The 19,634-nt window shown below is 32.9% G+C and carries 30 protein-coding genes; 5 read left to right on the top strand and 25 right to left on the bottom strand.

The annotated features are described in order from the left end of the window. Position 1 precedes the first annotated feature (1 nt). Positions 2-2,104, bottom strand: coding sequence for a type I DNA topoisomerase (gene topA / locus ELQ04_RS04375; RefSeq protein ID WP_002937473.1), 2,103 nt, complete (start codon positions 2,102-2,104; stop codon positions 2-4). 194 nt (positions 2,105-2,298) lie between these two features. Here topA and ELQ04_RS04370 point away from each other — a divergent pair, with 194 nt between their 5' ends. Further along, positions 2,299-3,570: an MFS transporter gene (locus ELQ04_RS04370; protein WP_002937475.1), complete on the top strand. Its 1,272-nt coding sequence runs from the start codon at positions 2,299-2,301 to the stop codon at positions 3,568-3,570. Positions 3,571-3,593: 23 nt separating this feature from the next. Here ELQ04_RS04370 and secY read toward each other — a convergent pair whose 3' ends face one another. The 21 genes from secY to rpsJ all read right to left on the bottom strand — a co-directional run bounded on the left by secY (position 3,594) and on the right by rpsJ (position 13,343). Beyond that, the gene (gene secY, locus ELQ04_RS04365) at positions 3,594-4,859 is read right to left on the bottom strand and encodes a preprotein translocase subunit SecY (protein WP_002860827.1); all 1,266 of its coding nucleotides are present in this window, start codon (positions 4,857-4,859) and stop codon (positions 3,594-3,596) included. Next, complete coding sequence (gene rplO, locus ELQ04_RS04360) at positions 4,859-5,251, bottom strand: 50S ribosomal protein L15 (RefSeq protein WP_002851292.1); 393 nt, start codon at positions 5,249-5,251, stop codon at positions 4,859-4,861. Before rplO ends, secY begins: the two co-directional genes overlap by 1 nt. A 4-nt stretch (positions 5,252-5,255) precedes the next feature. Further along, positions 5,256-5,699, bottom strand: coding sequence for a 30S ribosomal protein S5 (gene rpsE, locus ELQ04_RS04355; RefSeq protein ID WP_002779428.1), 444 nt, complete (start codon positions 5,697-5,699; stop codon positions 5,256-5,258). Between the two features lie 11 nt (positions 5,700-5,710). Then, positions 5,711-6,067, bottom strand: a complete 357-nt coding sequence (rplR, locus tag ELQ04_RS04350) for a 50S ribosomal protein L18 (RefSeq protein ID WP_002785535.1) — start codon at positions 6,065-6,067, stop codon at positions 5,711-5,713. A 9-nt stretch (positions 6,068-6,076) separates the two neighbouring features. Continuing rightward, positions 6,077-6,613 carry a 50S ribosomal protein L6 gene (rplF, locus tag ELQ04_RS04345; RefSeq protein WP_002937477.1) on the bottom strand — a complete coding sequence of 179 codons (537 nt, stop codon included), beginning with the start codon at positions 6,611-6,613 and terminating at the stop codon, positions 6,077-6,079. A gap of 77 nt (positions 6,614-6,690) precedes the next feature. After that, positions 6,691-7,086 (bottom strand): 30S ribosomal protein S8, encoded by a 396-nt coding sequence (gene rpsH, locus ELQ04_RS04340; protein WP_002851353.1) that lies wholly within the window; start codon positions 7,084-7,086, stop codon positions 6,691-6,693. 9 nt (positions 7,087-7,095) lie between these two features. Then, positions 7,096-7,281 (bottom strand): type Z 30S ribosomal protein S14, encoded by a 186-nt coding sequence (locus ELQ04_RS04335; protein WP_002779433.1) that lies wholly within the window; start codon positions 7,279-7,281, stop codon positions 7,096-7,098. Position 7,282: 1 nt separating this feature from the next. Then, positions 7,283-7,828 (bottom strand): 50S ribosomal protein L5, encoded by a 546-nt coding sequence (rplE, locus tag ELQ04_RS04330; RefSeq protein WP_002937478.1) that lies wholly within the window; start codon positions 7,826-7,828, stop codon positions 7,283-7,285. Positions 7,829-7,831: 3 nt separating this feature from the next. Continuing rightward, positions 7,832-8,065 (bottom strand): 50S ribosomal protein L24, encoded by a 234-nt coding sequence (gene rplX / locus ELQ04_RS04325; protein ID WP_002779437.1) that lies wholly within the window; start codon positions 8,063-8,065, stop codon positions 7,832-7,834. Then, positions 8,065-8,433, bottom strand: coding sequence for a 50S ribosomal protein L14 (gene rplN, locus ELQ04_RS04320; protein WP_002779438.1), 369 nt, complete (start codon positions 8,431-8,433; stop codon positions 8,065-8,067). Before rplN ends, rplX begins: the two co-directional genes overlap by 1 nt. Beyond that, the gene (gene rpsQ / locus ELQ04_RS04315) at positions 8,433-8,684 is read right to left on the bottom strand and encodes a 30S ribosomal protein S17 (RefSeq protein WP_002851549.1); all 252 of its coding nucleotides are present in this window, start codon (positions 8,682-8,684) and stop codon (positions 8,433-8,435) included. Before rpsQ ends, rplN begins: the two co-directional genes overlap by 1 nt. A 9-nt stretch (positions 8,685-8,693) precedes the next feature. Beyond that, positions 8,694-8,879, bottom strand: coding sequence for a 50S ribosomal protein L29 (gene rpmC / locus ELQ04_RS04310; protein WP_002851566.1), 186 nt, complete (start codon positions 8,877-8,879; stop codon positions 8,694-8,696). Beyond that, positions 8,866-9,291 (bottom strand): 50S ribosomal protein L16, encoded by a 426-nt coding sequence (rplP, locus tag ELQ04_RS04305; RefSeq protein ID WP_002779441.1) that lies wholly within the window; start codon positions 9,289-9,291, stop codon positions 8,866-8,868. Before rplP ends, rpmC begins: the two co-directional genes overlap by 14 nt. Positions 9,292-9,293: 2 nt before the next feature. Continuing rightward, positions 9,294-9,995: a 30S ribosomal protein S3 gene (rpsC, locus tag ELQ04_RS04300; RefSeq protein ID WP_002851138.1), complete on the bottom strand. Its 702-nt coding sequence runs from the start codon at positions 9,993-9,995 to the stop codon at positions 9,294-9,296. Further along, a complete protein-coding gene (gene rplV, locus ELQ04_RS04295; RefSeq protein WP_044778099.1) occupies positions 9,995-10,426 on the bottom strand; it encodes a 50S ribosomal protein L22 in 432 nt (143 codons plus the stop codon). Before rplV ends, rpsC begins: the two co-directional genes overlap by 1 nt. 10 nt (positions 10,427-10,436) lie before the next feature. Beyond that, the gene (gene rpsS / locus ELQ04_RS04290; RefSeq protein ID WP_002851509.1) at positions 10,437-10,718 is read right to left on the bottom strand and encodes a 30S ribosomal protein S19; all 282 of its coding nucleotides are present in this window, start codon (positions 10,716-10,718) and stop codon (positions 10,437-10,439) included. A gap of 1 nt (position 10,719) precedes the next feature. After that, complete coding sequence (gene rplB / locus ELQ04_RS04285) at positions 10,720-11,550, bottom strand: 50S ribosomal protein L2 (protein ID WP_002825501.1); 831 nt, start codon at positions 11,548-11,550, stop codon at positions 10,720-10,722. A gap of 1 nt (position 11,551) precedes the next feature. Beyond that, positions 11,552-11,833 (bottom strand): 50S ribosomal protein L23, encoded by a 282-nt coding sequence (locus tag ELQ04_RS04280; protein WP_002856384.1) that lies wholly within the window; start codon positions 11,831-11,833, stop codon positions 11,552-11,554. Positions 11,834-11,835: 2 nt separating this feature from the next. Beyond that, positions 11,836-12,450, bottom strand: coding sequence for a 50S ribosomal protein L4 (rplD, locus tag ELQ04_RS04275; protein WP_002937486.1), 615 nt, complete (start codon positions 12,448-12,450; stop codon positions 11,836-11,838). After that, on the bottom strand, positions 12,447-13,022 hold the full coding sequence (gene rplC, locus ELQ04_RS04270) for a 50S ribosomal protein L3 (protein WP_002870458.1): 576 nt from the start codon (positions 13,020-13,022) through the stop codon (positions 12,447-12,449). The genes rplD and rplC overlap by 4 nt, the downstream gene beginning before the upstream one ends. Positions 13,023-13,031: 9 nt before the next feature. Beyond that, positions 13,032-13,343 carry a 30S ribosomal protein S10 gene (gene rpsJ / locus ELQ04_RS04265; RefSeq protein ID WP_002779353.1) on the bottom strand — a complete coding sequence of 104 codons (312 nt, stop codon included), beginning with the start codon at positions 13,341-13,343 and terminating at the stop codon, positions 13,032-13,034. A 265-nt stretch (positions 13,344-13,608) separates the two neighbouring features. On the opposite strand from rpsJ, the gene ELQ04_RS04260 reads away from it, so the two are divergent. Beyond that, on the top strand, positions 13,609-14,142 hold the full coding sequence (locus ELQ04_RS04260; RefSeq protein WP_052308520.1) for a phosphatase PAP2 family protein: 534 nt from the start codon (positions 13,609-13,611) through the stop codon (positions 14,140-14,142). Positions 14,143-14,266: 124 nt separating this feature from the next. Here the strand turns inward: ELQ04_RS04260 and ELQ04_RS04255 are convergent, their stop codons facing one another. From ELQ04_RS04255 to rsmA, 3 genes are read right to left on the bottom strand one after another with little or no spacing between them, the layout of a single operon-like run. Beyond that, entirely contained in the window at positions 14,267-15,028 is a 762-nt protein-coding gene (locus tag ELQ04_RS04255; protein WP_002937493.1) for a pseudouridine synthase, read from the bottom strand. A 34-nt stretch (positions 15,029-15,062) separates the two neighbouring features. Beyond that, positions 15,063-17,057, bottom strand: coding sequence for a ribonuclease J (locus ELQ04_RS04250; RefSeq protein WP_079396632.1), 1,995 nt, complete (start codon positions 17,055-17,057; stop codon positions 15,063-15,065). Then, positions 17,026-17,826 carry a 16S rRNA (adenine(1518)-N(6)/adenine(1519)-N(6))-dimethyltransferase RsmA gene (gene rsmA, locus ELQ04_RS04245; RefSeq protein WP_002937496.1) on the bottom strand — a complete coding sequence of 267 codons (801 nt, stop codon included), beginning with the start codon at positions 17,824-17,826 and terminating at the stop codon, positions 17,026-17,028. The genes ELQ04_RS04250 and rsmA overlap by 32 nt, the downstream gene beginning before the upstream one ends. A gap of 80 nt (positions 17,827-17,906) precedes the next feature. Between rsmA and ELQ04_RS04240 the strand changes: the two genes are divergently transcribed. From ELQ04_RS04240 to ELQ04_RS04230, 3 genes are read left to right on the top strand one after another with little or no spacing between them, the layout of a single operon-like run. After that, positions 17,907-18,443: a hypothetical protein gene (locus tag ELQ04_RS04240; protein WP_002937504.1), complete on the top strand. Its 537-nt coding sequence runs from the start codon at positions 17,907-17,909 to the stop codon at positions 18,441-18,443. Between the two features lie 22 nt (positions 18,444-18,465). Then, entirely contained in the window at positions 18,466-19,536 is a 1,071-nt protein-coding gene (gene rlmN, locus ELQ04_RS04235) for a 23S rRNA (adenine(2503)-C(2))-methyltransferase RlmN (protein WP_044778101.1), read from the top strand. After that, the gene (locus tag ELQ04_RS04230) at positions 19,533-19,631 is read left to right on the top strand and encodes a hypothetical protein (protein ID WP_002867513.1); all 99 of its coding nucleotides are present in this window, start codon (positions 19,533-19,535) and stop codon (positions 19,629-19,631) included. The genes rlmN and ELQ04_RS04230 overlap by 4 nt, the downstream gene beginning before the upstream one ends. Positions 19,632-19,634: the final 3 nt, after the last annotated feature.

Here is a 19,634-nt window from a genome sequence, read left to right as displayed (position 1 = left end):
TCTAATCCTTCATTTCTTTTTTGATTTTACATTTTAAACATTCCAAGAATGTACCTTTTTTAAGCTCTTTTATCACTAAAGTTTCGCCACACTCTTCGCATTTTTCTTCACTTGGTTTGTATTTGCTTATAAAATTGCATTTTGGATAAGCACTACAGCCATAAAATTTACCGCGTTTTGAAAAGCGTTCTACGATTTCACCTTTTTGACAACTTGGACAAGTAATACCTGTACCATTAGCTTTGGTTTTTGCGGCAGTATTTTCGCTTTCATTTTTACTTTCACTTTTTAAATTTCTTGAATACTTACATTTTGGGAAATTTAAACACGCTACAAATTCTCCAAAACGCCCTTTTCTAATAGCAAGTTCCCCACCACAATCAGGACAACTTTCACCTAATTTTGTAACAGTTTTTTGACTAGCGATTTTTGTTTTTCCTTCTTCGATTTTTCTCATAAAAGGATAGTAAAATTCTTTTAAAGTTTCTTGCCAATCTGCTTTATCTTCAGCGATTTCATCTAGGGTATTTTCAAGATTTGAAGTAAATTTGCTATCTACTATATCGCTAAAATTTTTTTCAAGCACTTCGGTTACATTAAAAGCAACCTCGCTAGGAATGAGTTGTTTTTTATCTATTTTTACATAATCACGACTTGTAAGTATAGAAATGGTTGGCGCATAGGTAGAAGGGCGACCTATACCTAAACTTTCAAGTTTTTTTACAAGTCCAGCTTCTGAATACCTTGAAGGCGGTTCGGTAAAATGTGAGTTCATTTCTAAATTTTGTACTTTTAAATTTTCACCTATTTTAAGATTTGGTAAAATTTTATCCTTATCCATATCACCATAAACTTTATAATATCCATCAAAAAGGATTTTTCTACCGCTTATTTTAAAAACTGCTCTATCATTTTTTACAAATACATTTTGAGTTTGAGAGATAGCAGGATTCATTTGACAAGCTAAAAAGCGATTGTAAATAAGTGTGTAAAGTTTTAACTCATCTTTGTCTAAAAATTTGGACGCAATTTCTGGAGTAAAACTTAAATTTGTAGGGCGTATAGCCTCATGAGCTTCTTGAGCGCCTTTGGCTTTTGTAGTGTATACATTTGCTTTACTTGGAAGATAGTCTTTGCCAAAATTTGCTTGTATGAATTTTCTTGCATTTTCTATAGCTTCTTTGGCCAAATTTAAACTATCAGTTCTCATGTAGGTAATAACCCCCATCACACCTTGATGAGTATTTACTCCCTCATAGAGTTTTTGAGCTATCATCATGGTTTTTTTAGGATTAAAACCAAGGCGATTGCTTGCGCTTTGTTGCAAGGTTGAAGTCATAAAAGGAGGTGGTGGAGCGATTTTTCTTTCTTTGCTTTCAATATCATTTATATTATAAACTTCATTTTTACAAGCCTCTAGTATAAGCTTAGCACGATCTTTGTTGGTAATGGTAAGTTTTTCTATTTTAGCTTTGTCAAACTCAACCAGTTCTGCATCTAAATCTTTTTGAAAAATCATATCAATACTAAAGTATTCTAGGGGTACAAAGGCACGAATTTCTTTTTCACGATCGACTATGATCTTTAAAGCCGCACTTTGAACACGCCCTGCGCTAAGCCCTCTTTGAATTTTTTGTCCCAATAAGGGGCTGAGTTTATATCCTACAATGCGATCTAAAAGGCGTCTAGTTTGTTGGGCATTTACAGAGTGCATATCTAATTTTCTTGGATTTTTTAAAGCATTTTCTATAGCACTTTTAGTGATTTCGTGAAAAACAATGCGTGGCAAGGTGTTTTCATCTTTTCCTATAGCTTTTGCAATATGATAAGCAATGGCTTCTCCTTCTCTATCCTCATCCGTTGCAAGATAGACTTCTTTGGCATCTTTAGCCTTGCTTTTAAGTTCTTTAACTAAGGTGCTATGATCACTTGTGATTCTATACTCAGGGATAAATTCATCATCTTCTATTTTAATCCCAAAGCTTGATTTAGGTAAATCTCTAATATGTCCTTTAGAAGCGATAACTTCATAATCTTTTCCCAAAAAATTTCCTATAGTTTTAGCTTTTGCAGGAGATTCTACTATGATTAAATTTTTCTTCATTTTACACCTTTGTTAAATAAAAAGCTGAATTTAGCTAAAAATATTTAAAATTCTACTTATAAAATATATTTTAATCAAGCTAAAATATTTTAAAAACAAAACTACCATAACAAAATAAATAAAATATAATTTTAAGTAATTTTAAATACAAACCATAATTTTTAGAGTATAATAAAATAAAAAAGGCAAAAATTATGAATGGTAAAACTTATAAATTTCATCCAAATGACACGAAAATGGATAAAAAAATAATTCAAATTACTGAAAAGTCCGGATTTAAAGCAGCTGTGTTTTCTATGGCTGCTATGACTATGCTAGGAAGTGTAGTCATTTCATCTGCTCTACCTGCTATCAACAGACATTTTGAAGAACTTTTAACCCAAAGTGGTGCTACTCTTGCTTCAAGTTTCACATTAGCTCATCTTGATATACTTGTTCGCTTAGTTTTAACCATCCCTGCTATTTTTGTTGTCATTTTATCTCCATTTGCTGGTATTTTAATGGATAAATTTGGCAAATTAAAATTTATTCTTCCTGCTATGGTGGTTTGGACTATTTCTGGGGTAAGTGGCTTTTTCTTAAATGATATTTATGCTATACTAACTTCAAGAGCTATTTTTGGTATGGCAACTGCTTTTATAATGACAGGTGCTTCAGCCTTGCTTGGAGATTATTATAGTCGTGGTGGCTTTAATCGTAGAGAAAATGCTTTAAGTCTTCAAGGATTTTTTTGTGCAGTAGGGGGTGCTGTTTTTATTTCCATTGCAGGATTTGTTTCAAGTTATTCTTGGCGTTATCCTTTTTTAGTATATGGACTTGGAATTTTAATTACCTTAATGGCTATCATTTATCTTTTTGAACCTAGAAAATTTAAATTTTATAATCATACAAAAATAGAAGCAAAAACAAGTTATTGGCAATTTTTCCCTATCTATTTTATAGGTTTTTTTATCATGGTGGTTTATTATATTTCACCAACTCAACTTCCTTACTATATAGAAGAACATTTAGGATTGGATCCTAAATACATAGGTATTTCGATGTCTGTATCTGCACTATGTTATGGTTTTTTCTCTCTAAGCTATAGATATATTATAAAATTCTTAAGCATTAAAACTATCTATGTTTTAACTCTTTTTATCGTATCTTGTTCTTTTTTGCTACTTTTTTTAGTAGATAGCTTTTTTACAGTTTTAATCGCCTTAGCTTTGCTTGGAATGGGCGGAGGTATTATGCTTGTAAATAACACAGCTTATCTTTTTTCAATCTGTCCTGAAAATGCTCGCGCTAAGGCTTATGGAATTTTAGCAAGTTGTATATTTTTAGGACAATTTTTAAGTCCTATTATATCTCAACCTATCGTTAGGCAAATGGGTCTTGTAGATGCTTTTTTAATATGGTCAATAATAATTTTTATAGTATGCATTGTGTTTTTATTTTTAAAGCAAAAACCTAGGATAAATTAGCAAGAAAAATCTTGCTAATTTTATTACAAACCTACCGCACTTAAAGTTTGGTATTTGCTCATATAAATTTGAGCTTCAATTTTTCTCATCGTATCAAGTGCTACTTGAACTACAATAAGTACAGAAGTACCGCCAAAATGAAAAGGCACACCCATAAATTTCACCAAAACCCAAGGCAAGGTTGCAACAAGCCCTAAATAAATAGAACCTGATAAAGTTAAACGAGAAGCCACTTCGTTAAGATAATTTGAAGTTCCTTCACCTGGACGAATTCCAGGGATAAAACCACCTTGCTTTTTCAAATTTTCTGCTATATCTTTAGCGTTAAATACAATAGAAGCATAAAAATAAGCAAAGAAAATTACAAACAAGAAGGTTAAAACATGAAACAAATAACCATTTGGATTTAAAAAATCATTAATGGCTTGTAGATAAGGATTTGTACTAGTTTGTAGAATTGTTGTTGGAAACATCAAAATTGCACTAGCAAAAATCGGTGGAATAACCCCACTAAGATTTAGTTTAATAGGAATATAATTCATAATGCGTTTGTTTTGATTTTGCATTACAACTTTACGAGAATAAGAAATAGGAATTCTTCTTTCTCCAAGTTCTACATAAATAATCACGCCTATGGTGATTAAAATCAAAGCAAAAATTGCAAAAGCGGTTAAGAAATTCATCTCGCCTGAATTGATTTGCCCTACAGTTCCTGAAATCGCTCTTGGAATACCTGAAACAATACCTGCAAAAATGATTAAAGAAATACCATTTCCTATACCTCTTTGTGTGATTTGTTCGCCAAGCCACATTAAAAGCATAGTTCCTGCAAGCATAGAAATAGCACAAAGTGCGATAAACATATTTAAATCTTCCACCATTATAGCCCCTGCACCACCACGACCGTGTAAGCTTTGCAAACCTATAGCAACACCTATACTTTGTACTAAAGTAATCACTATAGTTGCATAACGGATAATTTGCATATATTTTTGCATACTATCACGCTCTTTTTTCATCTTACCAATATTTGGAAAAGTTGCTGCAAGAAGCTCCATGATAATAGAAGCAGTAATATAAGGCATAATACCTAAAGAAATGATAGAAAAGCGTTCAGCCGCTCCACCACTAAAAACATTAAATAAACCCAAAGCATTGTTTTGATTGTTATTAAAAAATTCCGCAATCACATCAGCATTGACGCCAGGAACTGGCACATAAGCCAGAACCCTATAAGCAAACAAAAATGCTAAGGTGATTAAAATCTTATTCGTCAATGCTCTATTCATTATTTTGATCCGGTGACGCTAATATTCTCGTCTTTGATTTTTGATACTAAGTCTTTTGCACTTGCACCAATTAATTTGATTTTATTCACAGATTTTGAAATTTTGTGAACACTTTTAATGCTCTCAAATGTAATTTCACTAAGCTCTTTTACAGCTGTGATTTTTTCAACATTGATTACATAAGGTTTTTGAATTTTAGAGGTAAAACCTACTTTTGGTAGTCTTCTTTGAAGCGGTTGTTGACCTCCTTCAAAACCTCTTTTTTCATTATAACCTTTTCTAGCAGTTTGACCTTTACCCCCTTTAGTAGCAGTCTTACCCATGCCAGAACCTTGACCACGGCCAATTCTTTTAGTTTTATGCGTTGAACCCGCTGCTTTTGTTAAATTCATCTTCTTATCCTTTTAACATTGTTAAAGCTTTGATTGTAGCACGAACCACATTAGCTGAATTATTTGAACCCAAAGACTTGGTTAAGATGTCTTTAATACCTGCAAGTTCCACGATAGGGCGTGTAGAACCACCTGCGATAACTCCTGTACCTTCACTAGCTGGTTTAAGTAAAATTCTACTTGCGTTGTATTTCACCTCTACATCGTGAGCGATAGTCGAGCCTTTAGTTTTAACTTCAACGATATTTTTAAACGCATCGTCAACAGCTTTACGGATAGCATCTGGAACTTCCTTAGCTTTACCATAACCAACACCTACTAAACCTTTGCGGTTTCCAACAATAACTAAAGCAGTAAATCTAAATCTTCTACCACCTTTAACAACCTTAGTAACTCTGCCGATATCGACGATTACTTCTTCAAATTCTTCTCTATTATATTTTTCCATCGATTTACCCCTTATAGCCTAATGCCATTTTCTCTTAAAGATTCAGCCAATGCTGCGATAACACCATGATATACATAACCATTTCTATCAAAAACAGCTTGTTCTATCTTTTTAGCTTTTAAAGTTTTAGCAAATTCAGCAGCGATTTTTTTAGCACCTTCTTTATTTGCTTTAACGCCAAGTTTGCGTCCATCAACTGCTGCTAAAGTTACAGCTTTTACATCATCAATCGCTTGGATATATAGAGTTCTGTTCGATTTAAATACAGAAATTCTTGGAAAATTTTCACAACCTGAAATTTTCGCTCTAATTCTTTTTTTTCTTTTGATTCTTAAAGTTAGTTTTCTTTTTAATACATTTGCTCTCATATTCTACCCTTACTTCTTAGATGTCTTACCAGCTTTGCGGATAATGCGCTCATCAGAATACTTAACGCCTTTTCCTTTATATGGCTCTGGTGGTCTAAATTCACGAATTTGAGCAGCAACTTGTCCTACAACTTGTTTATCACTTCCTTTAACCACAATAGTATTTTTATCCACTACAATTTCAATTCCTTCTGGAATATCATAATTAATAGGATGAGAAAAACCAAGGCTTAGTTCTAAAACTTTACCTTTTAAAGCTGCTTTATAACCAACTCCGTTGATTTCAAGAGTTTTTGAAAAACCTTGAGTTAAACCTACAACGATATTGTAAGCTAAAGCTCTATAAGTTCCCCAATAAGCTCTACTTTGTCTGTCTTCACCTTTTGGAGAAAAAAGAATATTATTATCTTTAATCTCAACATTTACATTTGCTTTAGTATCAAGTTCTTTTGCCAAATTTCCTTTTTTAAATTTAAGCAAATTTCCTTCTAATTTTACTTCTACTCCTGCTGGAATAACAATTGGTTGTTTACCTATACGAGACATATTTTTCCTTTTTATTTGTCTAGGATATTTCTACTTTTTTAAAAGAATGGATACCCAATGCCATAAAAAGCAGATTTTTACCAAATGGTACATAAAATTTCGCCGCCAACACCTGCTTTATAAGCTTCATCATTAGCTAAAACACCATGACTTGTGCTAACTACGATAGTACCATAACCATTTTTAAAACGCTTGATTTCATCTTTACCTTTATAAACACGACGACCAGGCTTAGAAATTCTTTTAAGCTCATTGATAACACTCTTACCTTTTTCATCGTATTTTAAAACTACATTGATAAATTTCTTTTTATCTTCTTCAATAACATTAAAACTCTCAATATAGCCTTTAGCTTGAAAAATTCCAACTAAAGCTTCTACAACTTTAGAATGTAAAAGCTTGGTTGTTTCAAGCTTTCTCATTCCTGCATTTCTGATACGAGTGAGTGAATCTGAAATAATATCATTTATCATATTTTATCCTTACCAACTTGCTTTCTTAAGACCTGGAATCAAACCTTCATTGCCCATTTTTCTTAAGCAAACTCTGCAAATTCCAAAATCTCTATAAACCGAATGCGGACGCCCACAAATTTGGCATCTTGTATAACCTCTAACCTTAAATTTAGGCTTGCGTGCCGCTTTTGCAATCATTGATTTTTTAGCCATCTTACTTTCCTTTTGTAAATGGCACACCGATAAGTTCTAATAACTTTTGTGCCTGTTTGTCATTTTGTGCTGTTGTAACTATAGAAATGTTCATACCATGAGTTCTTAAAATTTTATCATACTCCACTTCTGGGAACATCAACTGCTCATCAAGACCGAAGTTATAGTTTCCGCGTCCATCAAAACCATCTCTACTTAAACCTCTAAAGTCTTTCACCCTTGGCAAAGCAATAGAAATTAACTTATCAAGAAAAGCATACATATTTTCTTTTCTTAAAGTTACCATTACACCTACAGGAAAACCTTCGCGAACTTTAAATCCTGCAATTGATTTTTTAGCTTTAGTAATCACAGCCTTTTGTCCTGCAATTAAAGAAATAGTATCTGCAACATTTTGCAATACTTTTTGATCTTTAGCCAACTCACCAGCACCTACGCTGATAACTACTTTTTCGATCACAGGGATAAGCATAGGATTTTTAATATCAAATTCTTTAACCAATGCAGGTTTAATGCTTTGATTGTATTTTTCTTTTAATCTCATCATCGCTTACTCCTGAACTTTTGCCACATTGGAAATATCCATTGGCATTTCTTTATTGATAAAACCACCATTTGGGTTTTTCTCACTCGGCTTAATAGCTTTTTTAGCGATTTTACATCCTTCAACTACCACTTTAAGTGTTTTTGGATATACCGCTAAAACTTTACCTGTTTTACCTTTATCATCGCCTGTGATAACCTTAACGCTATCACCTTTTTTGATTTTTAATTTAACCGCCATTATAATACCTCCGGTGCTAGTGAAACGATTTTCATAAAGCCACCATATCTAACTTCTCTGCCCACTGGCCCAAAGATACGAGTTCCGATAGGCTCTCTTTTGTTATCAAGAATAACCGCAGCATTTTCATCAAAACGAATCAAAGAACCATTATCTCTATGAATTTCTTTTTTAGTTCTAACGATAACCGCTTTTACCACTTGACCTTTTTTAACTTTTCCATTTGGTAAAGCTTTTTTAACAGATGCAACGATTACATCACCTACAGTAGCATATCTTCTTTTGCTACCTCCTAAAACCTTGATACACATTAATTCTTTTGCACCGCTATTGTCAGCAACTGCAAGTCTTGTAAAACTTTGAATCATTACTCAACTCCTGTAGCTAATACAGATTTTAAGCGAAATGATTTTCTTTTTGAAAGTGGTCTGCATTCTACTGCAACAACAGTATCACCCACTTTAACTTCATTTCTCTCATCATGAATTAGATATTTTTTAAAGCGTTTAACAATTTTTCTATATCTTGGATGAACCACTTTTCTTTCAACCAAAACACTTGCGGTTTTTTCACCAGCGATTTTAACAACAACGCCTTGAATTTCTCTTTTAAATGCCATTTTCTATCCTTATCTTAAAGCGTTAATTGCTGTATTTATTCTAGCAATGTCTTTTTTTACTTGGCTAATCTCTTTTGGATTAGTAAGTTGCATTGTTTTTAGCTTTTGTTTTAAAGTGAATAAAAGCACCTTTTTTTCTTTTAGCATTGTTGCAAGCTCAGCTGCTGTTTTATCTTTAATCTCAGTATATTTCATTTTGGCTCTCTCTTGTAACAAACTTAGTTTTAAATGGAAGTTTATGCATAGCTAAAGTCAATGCTTCTCTTGCCATTTCTTCGCTTACTCCTGCCATTTCATAAATGATACGGCCTGGCTTGATATTCATTACCCATTCCTCAACAGCACCTTTACCTTTACCCATACGAGTTTCTAAAGGTTTTTTTGTCAAAGGCTTATCTGGGAAAACTCTAATCCAAGTTTTTCCTTGTCTTTTAACAAAACGAGTTAAAGCGATACGTGCTGCTTCGATTTGGCGTGAGTTAATGCGTCCTGCTTCAGTTGCTTTTAATGCAAATTCACCAAAAGTAAATTCTGTTCCACGATTAGCATAACCTCTGTTACGCCCTTTCATCATTTTGCGATATTTAGTTCTTTTTGGCATTAACATGATTATTTACCCCTTCTTGTGCGTCTTGGCTTTTTAGCTGGAGCACTTTCTTCAGTTTTTTCAGGTTGCATACCTTTGTGCAATACTTCACCTTTAAAGATCCATACTTTAACTCCTATGTTTCCATAAGTAGTTCTAGCTTCTGCAAAACCATAATCGATTTTTGCTCTTAAAGTATGAAGTGGAACGCGTCCTTCAAGATACCATTCTGTTCTTGCCATTTCAGCACCGCCTAAACGACCAGAAACTGAAACTTTAATTCCTTTAGCACCTGCTTTTTGCGCACCTTGGATTACTTTTTTCATTGCTCTTCTAAAAGCAATTCTTTTTTCAAGTTGAGTTGCAACACTTTCAGCAGCAAGTTGAGCTGAAGCTCCTGCTTTTCTTTCTTCTTTGATATTGATATTTACATCTTTGCCAATTAAATCTTGCAATTCTTTTCTTAAATTATCAACATCACTACCTTTTTTACCGATGATGATACCTGGTCTTGCAGCAACTACAGTAACGCGAAGTTTTTTAGCAGTTCTTTCTACTAAAATTTGACTGATTCCTGCATAATAAAGTTTTCTTTTTAAGAAAGCTCTGATTTTATAATCTTCACCGATATTTTCTACTAAATTTGCTTTAGTTGGAAACCATCTTGATTCCCAGTTTCTATTGATTCCTAGTCTTAGACCAATTGGATTAACTTTTTGTCCCATTAGCTTTCCTTTTTCGCTGTTGCTTTTTTAGTGCTTGTTGTTTTTTTAGTGCTTGTTGTTTTTTTAGCTGCTGGAGCTTTTTTAGCTACTGTTTTTTTCTCTTCAGCTTTCACTTCCGCTTTTGCCACTTCTACTAAAATATGTGAAGTTGGTTTTCTAATACGACTTGCACTTCCTCTAGCTCTTGGTCTAAATCTTTTTAATACCGCAGCTGCATCCACACGACAACTTTTTACAACCACTTCGTTTGCTTCAAAGCCACCATTTGCTACTGCACTTGAAATTGCATTTGCGATGTATTTTGCACCTTTATTTGGCATAAATTTTAAACTAGCCATAGCTAATTCTGCATTCATCCCCTGAACTTCTCTAGCAATCAATCTTGCTTTAGTTGGAGATAATCTTATGAATTTAATTAATGCTTTACTCATATCTTATCCCTTACTTACCAATTTTCTTTTGCACAGAGCCTTTATGCCCTTTAAATGTGCGTGTTGGAGCAAATTCACCAAGTTTATAGCCGATGTGATTTTCAGTAATATAAACTGGAATGAAGCTTTTACCATTATGAACATTAAATGTAAGTCCTATCATATCAGGAGTAATTGTGCTTCTTCTTGACCAAGTTTTAATTGGTTTATTATCATTAGCCTTTTTAGCAGCGATGACTTTTTTCATTACATGATCATCAACAAAAGGACCTTTTTTTAGTGATCTAGCCATCTTACTTTCCTTTTCTTCTTGAAATTATTAGCTTATCGCTAGCTTTTTTACGACGAGTTTTCGCACCTTTGGTTGGTTTGCCCCATGGAGTTACTGGATGACGGCCTGAATTTTTCTTACCTTCACCCCCACCGTGCGGGTGATCTACTGGGTTCATTGCAGAACCACGAGTTTGCGGGCGGATACCTCTATGGCGATTTCTACCTGCTTTACCGATAGTTACATTAGCCCATTCTTCATTTCCAACTTCGCCGATACTTGCCATACATTCAGCTAAAACTTGTCTCATTTCACCACTTGCAAGTCTTAAAATAACATATTTTTCTTCTTTACCCATAAGTTGCGCATAAGCACCTGCGGAACGGATCATTTGACCGCCTTTACCTGGTTTTAACTCAACATTATGAACAATAGTACCCACAGGAATATTTTTAAGTTTCATTGCATTACCTGGTTTAATATCAAGTCCGCTTTCAGCAGCTGCAACGATATCACCAACGCTTAATCCACGTGGTTGAAGAATATATCTTTTTTCCCCATCTTTATAAGCAATCAAAGCAATTCTACAATTTCTGTATGGATCATACTCGATCGCTTCTACTTTACCTTCTATACCAAATTTACGGCGTTTAAAATCAATAATTCTGTAAAGTTTTTTAGCACCCGCTTCTTTATGACGACTTGTAATTCTTCCATAGCTGTTACGACCTGCGTGTGCTGGAAGTTTAACAAGTAGTGAGCGTACACTTGGTTTAGCTGTAATATCTTCAGAACTTAAACCTGTAATATATCTTCTACTTGGAGTATATGGTTTATAAGTTTTAATTGCCATCTTAAGCCTCCGTATTTTCTAAGCTAACACCTTCAGGTAGCTTAACATAGAATTTTTTGTAATCGTTTCTTTGACCTAAACGACCTCTAAAACGCTTAACTTTTCCATCCATTCTTAAAGAATTGATGCTTTTTGGAGTTACACCAAAATACTCTTTTAAAACCGCTTTTAAGCCTGTTTTAGTCATCTTTGGTGAAGTTTGAATAACTACGACACCTTGCTCTTGCAAATTCAAACTTTTTTCTGTGTAAAGTATAGTCTTTATATCAGTAATATCTGCCATAATTATCCCTCTTTTGTAATAGATTCTAACGCTGATTTTTCCATAATAACAGCATTAAATACAGATACTAAATAAGCATTTACTTCAGTTACATCAACTACATAGCAATTTGCTAAATTTCTGTAAGCTAAAAGTGTTTTTTCATCTAGTAAATCTTTAACGATTAAAGCATCTTTGACGCCAAGTTTTTTAATCACAGCGTTTGCATCTTTTGTTTTACCACTTTCAATAGCCAAAGAATCAGCAGTAAATAACGCACCTTTAGCTGCTTTATCTGCTAAAGCTCTTTCAAGCGCCAATCTTTTTTGTTTTTTATTTACTTTTTGAAAGTAGTTTCTTTCATTTGTTGGACCAAAAGCAACCGCACCGCCTACCCAAACGTTAGTTCTTGTTGAACCCGCTCTAGCACCGCCACGACCTTTTTGTCTCCAAGGTTTTTTACCACCACCACTTACATCACTTCTACCTTTAGTATGAGCTGTATTTGCTCTTAAACTTGCAAGGTAAGATTTTACATATAAGTAAAGATTGTGTGGATTTACTTCCGCATATTTTGAAGGTAAATCAAGTTCACCTGCTTTTTCTAATTTATCATTTAAAACAACTACTTTACTCATTTTGCAATCCTTATTTTACCCATAGCACCATTATAACCTGGTACTGCACCTTTAACTACTAAAATTTTGTTTTCAGCATCATAAGATATAACTTCGTTTTTAACGGTCACTTTAGTATTTCCATAGTGTCCTGCCATTTTCATACCTGGTTGAACACGACCTGGCCATTCTCTATTACCAATAGATCCATGGCGTCTGTGAAATCTAGAACCGTGACTTGCTGGACCCCCTGCGAAGTTATGTCTCTTCATAACACCGCTATAACCTCTACCTTTAGTGTTAAAGCTTACTTTTAAAATTTTTGCTTCATTTAATGGAGTTTCATCTAAATCTCCTGCTTCAGTATTTGCTACTTCTAAAGTCGCAAATCTATTGTATTCTGCAGAAAGATTGTATTTTTTTTGCTGTCCTGCGACACATTTATTACTTGCTTTACCTTTTGGATATGCTACTAAAGCCTTTCCGCCTTCAACTTCACATACTTTTGCATTTACAACTCTTAGCAAAGTTACAGCGATACTTGGATTAGTAATTGTTCTACTCATTCCGATTTTTTCTACAATATATTCCATATCTTATCCTTACTTACCCATAGCTCTTACTTCAACGCTTACTTCTGGCGCTAAATCAAGCTTAGTTAAAGAATCAACTGTATCTGGAGTCGCTGCTACTATATCTAGCATACGCGCGTGAATTCTTATTTCAAACTGCTCACGAGAATCTTTGTTAATGTGTGGAGATTTTAAAACTGTATAGCGTTTGATTTTAGTAGGCATTGGTATCGGACCTCTAATATCCGCACCTGTTCTTTTAACAGCTTCTACAATTGCTGCAACTGTTCTGTCTAGTACTCGATGGTCATAAGCTTTTAGCTTAAGCCTAATTCTTTCCATAATATTTCCTTTAAAAAGAACTCGTTAGTTAAAAACTAACCAATTTATAAAAATTGAAATGAGAGTATATAAAATCTTGTTTTCAAAGTCAAGGAATTTGATGAAATTTTTCTATTATTTTCCTTTTAAAAAGGATAAAAATATAATTTTATGAGAATTCAACTTAAAAAATAAACACTAAAAAAAATTATAAATTTTCAAAATTTAAGCTTAGATTTAGGGGGGGGGTAAAATAAAAGCTCATTTTATTTTTTAGGAGTTTTTTATGAAAATTTTCAACTTTTTTTTAATTTTTGTTCTATTTTCAAATTTAAGTGCAAATATTTTTGATGATAAAGAACAAGCTAGAAAAACTGGGGATATAGTACAAATTGCTGTACCATTATATGCTTTTGGTTTACTTTTTTATAATGATGATTTTAAGGATGGAATTTTACCTTATGCTCTTAGTTTTGCTGCCACTCAAGGAAGCGTTGAAATACTTAAACGTGTAGTCAAAGAAGAAAGACCTGATGGAAGCGATAATTTATCTTTTCCTAGTGGTCATAGTGCTGCTGCTTTTTGGGGAGCAACTTTTATACACAAAAGATATGGTTTTAAACAAGCTATAGTTCCTTATATTTTAGCAAGTTATGTGGGCTATTCTCGCGTAAAAGCAGATAAACATTACACAAGAGATGTAGTTGCTGGAGCAGCTATAGCTGGACTTTGGAATTATTTTTTAGTTGATCGCGCGCCAAACATCATGTTAGAACCAAGAAGCGATGGTTTCTTTTTAAGATATGCAAAAAACTTTTAATTTTTAGATGAAAATCCATCTAAAAATCAATATCGCTATTATTTTATTAAATGAATTAAATATTCGTACTTTTAGAATTAAATTTTTTAAAAAGTCAACATGTACAACTTATTAAAATTAAAAACTAATAATATATATTATTCATTTTCAAAAAATCTCTTAATTTTTCATATTCTCCATTTTCCAAATAGCGATGTTTTCCTGCCTTTAACATACCAAGATCTAATGCTCCAAAAGCAACACGCTTAAGATCCATGACTTCAAGATCAAAATGTCCAAAAAATCGTCTAAGTTCTCTATTTTTACCTTCATTTATAACTACTCTAAGCTTAGTATAACCTCCACTTGATCCAAAAATTTCAAAGTCTATAAAAGGAGCAAAACTCATAGAGGTAATTTTAGTTTTTGCATGTGCGCCTTTTTTTTCGTTTTTAATCTCAAGTCCATTTTGCATCGCTTCGATGACTTGTTTGCTCACCGTACCTTTAACTTTAAGGTAGTATTCTCTTTCTAAATCGCTATGCATTAAAGCATCGGCAATCACAGGAGAATCTGTAAGCAAAAGCAAGCCTTCACTTGCATAATCCAGTCTGCCTACACTAAGCCAAGTACTAAATTGTCTTGGCAAGGTATCGTATATAGTTTTTCTTCCACGATCGTCTTTTTTACTGACAATTTCGCCTTTTTGTTTATGGTAGATTATCACGCTAAATTGCGTTCTTTTTTGCACTCTTTTACCTTTAACAAAGACTTTATCATCAAATTTAACTTCATCGCTTAAAAGGGCGATTTTGTTGTTTATTTTTACTAAGCCTTGTTTGATAAGTTCATCAGCTTCACGGCGTGAATAACGGGTATTGTGGGATATAAATTTATTAATTCTCATCTGATTTCCTTAAAAAGGGCGTTTTTGCCCTTTTTTACATTACAAAAATAGTTGGAACTATGGTTGGGTATTTTTTAATCTTTCTAAAGATATGCTTTCTTAAAACTTGGCGAATTTGGTTTTCTAAAAATCTTGGATCATTGAGTACTTCATCTTTAACATTGATGAAAAATTGCCCTAAAACTTCAGCCATATCTTTACTAAAAGCATGATCGTGTTTGTCAGCTACTAACCCATAGCTAAACACTCTTGGCTTGTTGATCAGTGTTTTTGTAGTTTTGTCAATTTGTGCGATAATAACCACTATACCACTATCTGCAAGTTTTTGACGATCTATAACCACATCATCGGCGATTTGTTTGTTGATTTGATTATCCACAAAAACTTTACCTGTTTTTACGGTTTTTATGCGTTTAACATATTTTTGGCAAAGTTCTACTTGATCACCATCACTCATAAGATAGATATTTCTTTCAGGAATACCACATTTCATCGCTGTTTCTTTGTGTTTGGTGATGTGATTGTATTCTCCATGAACTGGTAGGAAAAATTTAGGCTTAGTAAGGGTTAGCATAAGCTTTTGCTCTTCTATACTAGCGTGTCCGCTTACATGAATTTCACTAAATTCTTGATACGCTACTTTAGCTCCTGCTTTTAAAAGATAATCAAGCACCGCAGAAACACTTGCTTCATTTCCTGGTATGGCTTTAGCTGAAATGATCACTTGATCTGTAGGTTTGATTTTTATAAATTTATGCTCATCTGTTGCCATTCTATAAAGCGCACTCATGGTTTCGCCTTGACTTCCTGTAGTTACGATAAGCACTTCATTGTCTTTATATTTGCTTACTTCATCAGCATCGATGAAAATTTTTCTATCAAGTTTGATGTAGCCTAATTCCATAGTGGTATAAAGATTTCTTTCCATAGAACGACCGATAACACAAACTTTTCTGCCGTATTTTAAACCATAAGTGATAGCTTGATAAACGCGGTGGATATTAGAACTAAAGGTACTCATGATCACCCTGCCTTTGGTGCGTGCAAAAATTTGATCAAAAGTTGGCCCTACGGAGCTTTCACTTTTTGTATAACCTTCTTTATAAGAATTTGTACTATCACTTAAAAGACATAAAACCCCTTCTTCTCCATAATGTGCCAAACGTCCTAAGTCTGTTGGATAGCCATCGATTGGAGTTTGATCAATTTTAAAATCACCTGTGTGGATAATCGTTCCTGCTTTTGTTTTGATCGCAAGCGCTGAAGCATCAATGATAGAATGCGTGATGTGGATCCACTCTATATCAAATTCGCCTATCTCATAAACACGGCGTTTTTCTACAGGGCGAAACCATTTGCGTTCTGCTTTTAAACCATGTTCTTCAAATTTGTTTGAAATCATTCCTAAAGCCAAAGGTGTAGCGTAGATAGGAAATTGGAATTCTTTAAAGAAATAAGGCACCGCACCGATATGATCTTCGTGTGCATGAGTGATCACTATACCACGAATTTTATCTTTAATTTTTCTTACATAGTCAAAATCAGGGATGATAATATCTACCCCATGCATAGTTCCATCAGGAAAACTCATACCTATATCTACTATAATTGCATCTTTATTGGTTTCAAAAACACTGATATTTCCACCAATTTCTCCCAAACCTCCCAAAGGAGTAATGCGGATTTTATGCTCGCTAGAATTATTATATTTTAAAGGGTGTAAGCGGTTTTCATGTGAAACACGGTTAGCTTCTATACATTCTGCAAGAGCGATTTGCCAATCTTCATTACCTGTGAGTTTTGAAGGAAGATTGCGATTTTTTTTCTTTTTTTTCTCAGTTTTATTCTCTGAGTTTTCAGAAATTTCCTTGTTAGAATTTTGATCAATTTTTGGAGTATCATTTTCATTTTGCAAAGAATCGGCTAATTTTTTTCTGCGATTTTTATATTTATAGCGTTTATTGTTTTTTAAATTTGAGTTCGGATTTTGTTCGTTTTTATTTATCTCTTTGTTTTCGTCCATATTCATCCTTTAATTTGTCATAAATTTTAAGGTATGAATCAACGCAAATTTCATGTGGTCTGATGTTTTCTTTTAAGCCAAGAGTGCTTAAAACTTCTAAAACTTTTGCTTTATATGTTTTTAAATTTCCTAAGAGTTGTTTTCTAGGAGCTTTAAAACAGTCTTTTAGAAAATTTTTGAAATTTTCTATTTCGCAAAGTTCATCAAAATCCTTAGTTTTAATCAAACTCATCACCGCTGACATAACTTTTGGTGGAGGATTAAAACATTGTGGATCAACATCAAAAAGCATTTTTCTTTCGCAAATCATTGCACTTAAAACACCTAAAGAAGAAAACTCACTATTTCCTTCTTTAGCACAGAATTTTTCAGCCATTTCTTTTTGCACCATTACAATAAGCCCTAGACAATTTTTATCTTCTAAAGCTTTTAATATAATGTGACTTGCAACATAATAAGGCAAATTTGCAACCAAAAAATATGGTTTTTCATCAAGACTAGGATTAAAAGCTTCGCTTGCGTCTTGATGGATCAAGTTAAATTTTCCACATTCAAGTTCTTTTTGAAATTTCTTTTTTAAAATAGGTATGAGATCATTATCGATTTCATAAGCTTTTACTTGAGAAATTTTTAAAAGTTCTTGCGTTAAATCACCTAAGCCAGGCCCAATCTCAATGATATTGTTCATCTCTTTGGGTATGGCTTGGATGATTTTTGCTAATACGCTTTTATCGATTAAAAAATTTTGTCCGTATTGTTTTTTTGCTTTAACCATAAGAAATAATTTTATCTAAAAATTCTTAATTAAGTCTTTTTAGGTAGAATTATTTTTTGTAAAATTTCATAAGGATCAAAATGATTATTTGTGCGGGTGGAAACGAAAATTTTTCTTTTGCAAAAGCTATAGGTATAGGTTTGGTTGAATCAGCTTTTCATTTGGGTCAACTTTGCTTAAAAGAAAAACCATCAAAACTTATATTTATAGGAACTTGTGGACTTTATGATAAGGGAGAAATTTTAGAAATTTATAGAAGTTCATATGCTTTTAATGTAGAATTTTCTAAAATTTCACATGCTTTTTATACTCCTGCAAAATATGAAATTTGCTTAGAAAAAGAAAATGTTTCTCGTGAAACAATCAAAATCAATTCTTCAAATTATATTTGTCAAAATTCAAAAGCAGCAAAAGAATTTTCAAAATTAGGTTTTTTTGCAGAAAATATGGAAGCCTTTTCTGTTTTGAGCATAGCTAAAAATTTAAATATTGATGCAGAGTGTATTTTGTGTGCAACAAATTTTTGTAATGAAAACGCTCACGAAGATTTTATAAAAAATCATCAAAAAGCAAAAGAAAAATTAGAAGAATATTTAAAAAAATATCATTATATTTAAAAATTCAAAAAGGAAAATAATTTTGAAAGAGCTTGTTAATATTTTAGATTTTTTACCTGAAGAATTAGGAGAAAAAATCAAACCGATGTTTCGCGTGAAACAAATTTATCAATGGATTTATCAAAAATACGCCAATAATTTTTCCGATATGTCAAGTTTACCAAAAGATCTACGTTTAGAACTTGCGCAAAATTTTCATTTTTCTCCTGTAAAATGCGTTAAAAATGAGCAAAGCAAAGATGGAAGTATAAAATATCTTTTTGAACTTATCGATGGTTTAAGGATAGAAAGTGTGCTTTTGCCTATGAAAGAAGAAAAAATAGACACAGAAGGCAAAAGAATTTCTCATGCGAGATATACTATCTGTGTTTCTTCTCAAGTAGGTTGTAAAAGTGGATGTAGTTTTTGTCTTACTGCCAAGGGTGGTTTGAAAAGAAATTTAAGTGCAGGTGAGATAGTCGGACAAATTTTATGGATAAAAAAACAAAACAATATCCCTTATGAACGCCGTGTAAATATAGTATATATGGGTATGGGCGAGCCTTTGGATAATCTTAAAAATGTTTCTAAAGCGGTAAAAATTTTAGCGCAAAATGAGGGGCTTGCTATAAGTCCTCGCCGTCAAACCATTAGTACTAGCGGTTTGGCAAAACAAATCAAAGAATTAGGTCAAATGAATTTAGGTGTTTTGCTTGCTATATCATTGCATGCGGTTAATGATGAACTTCGAACCGAACTTATGCCTATCAATAAAGCTTATAATATCGCTGCGATTATGGATGCGGTGCGTGAATTCCCTATAGATCAAAGAAAAAGAGTCATGTTTGAATATCTTTTAATTGATAGTATCAATGATAAGCTTGAACACGCTAAAGAATTAGTCAAGCTTTTAAATGGCATTAAAGCTAAAGTGAATTTAATACTCTTTAATCCACATGAAGGAAGTTTATATAAACGCCCTAGTTTAGAAAATGCGATTAAATTCCAAGATTTACTAAGTAATAAAGGTGTAACTTGTACTATAAGAGAAAGTAAAGGACTTGATATCTCAGCTGCTTGTGGACAGCTTAAAGAAAGGGCAAAAGAACAATGACGATGTTAGATATTTTTGAAATAATTTTTATAACAGCTGTTGTGATTATAGGTTTTGGTGGAATTGTTTTTGTAGTAACAAAAGAAAAAAAATAATTA

Source organism: Campylobacter sp. CH278 (genome assembly GCF_004378845.1).
Classification (GTDB): Bacteria; Campylobacterota; Campylobacteria; order Campylobacterales; family Campylobacteraceae; genus Campylobacter_D; species Campylobacter_D jejuni.
Note: the sequence above shows the minus strand (reverse complement) of the source record. Positions and strands in the feature narration are given on the sequence as shown.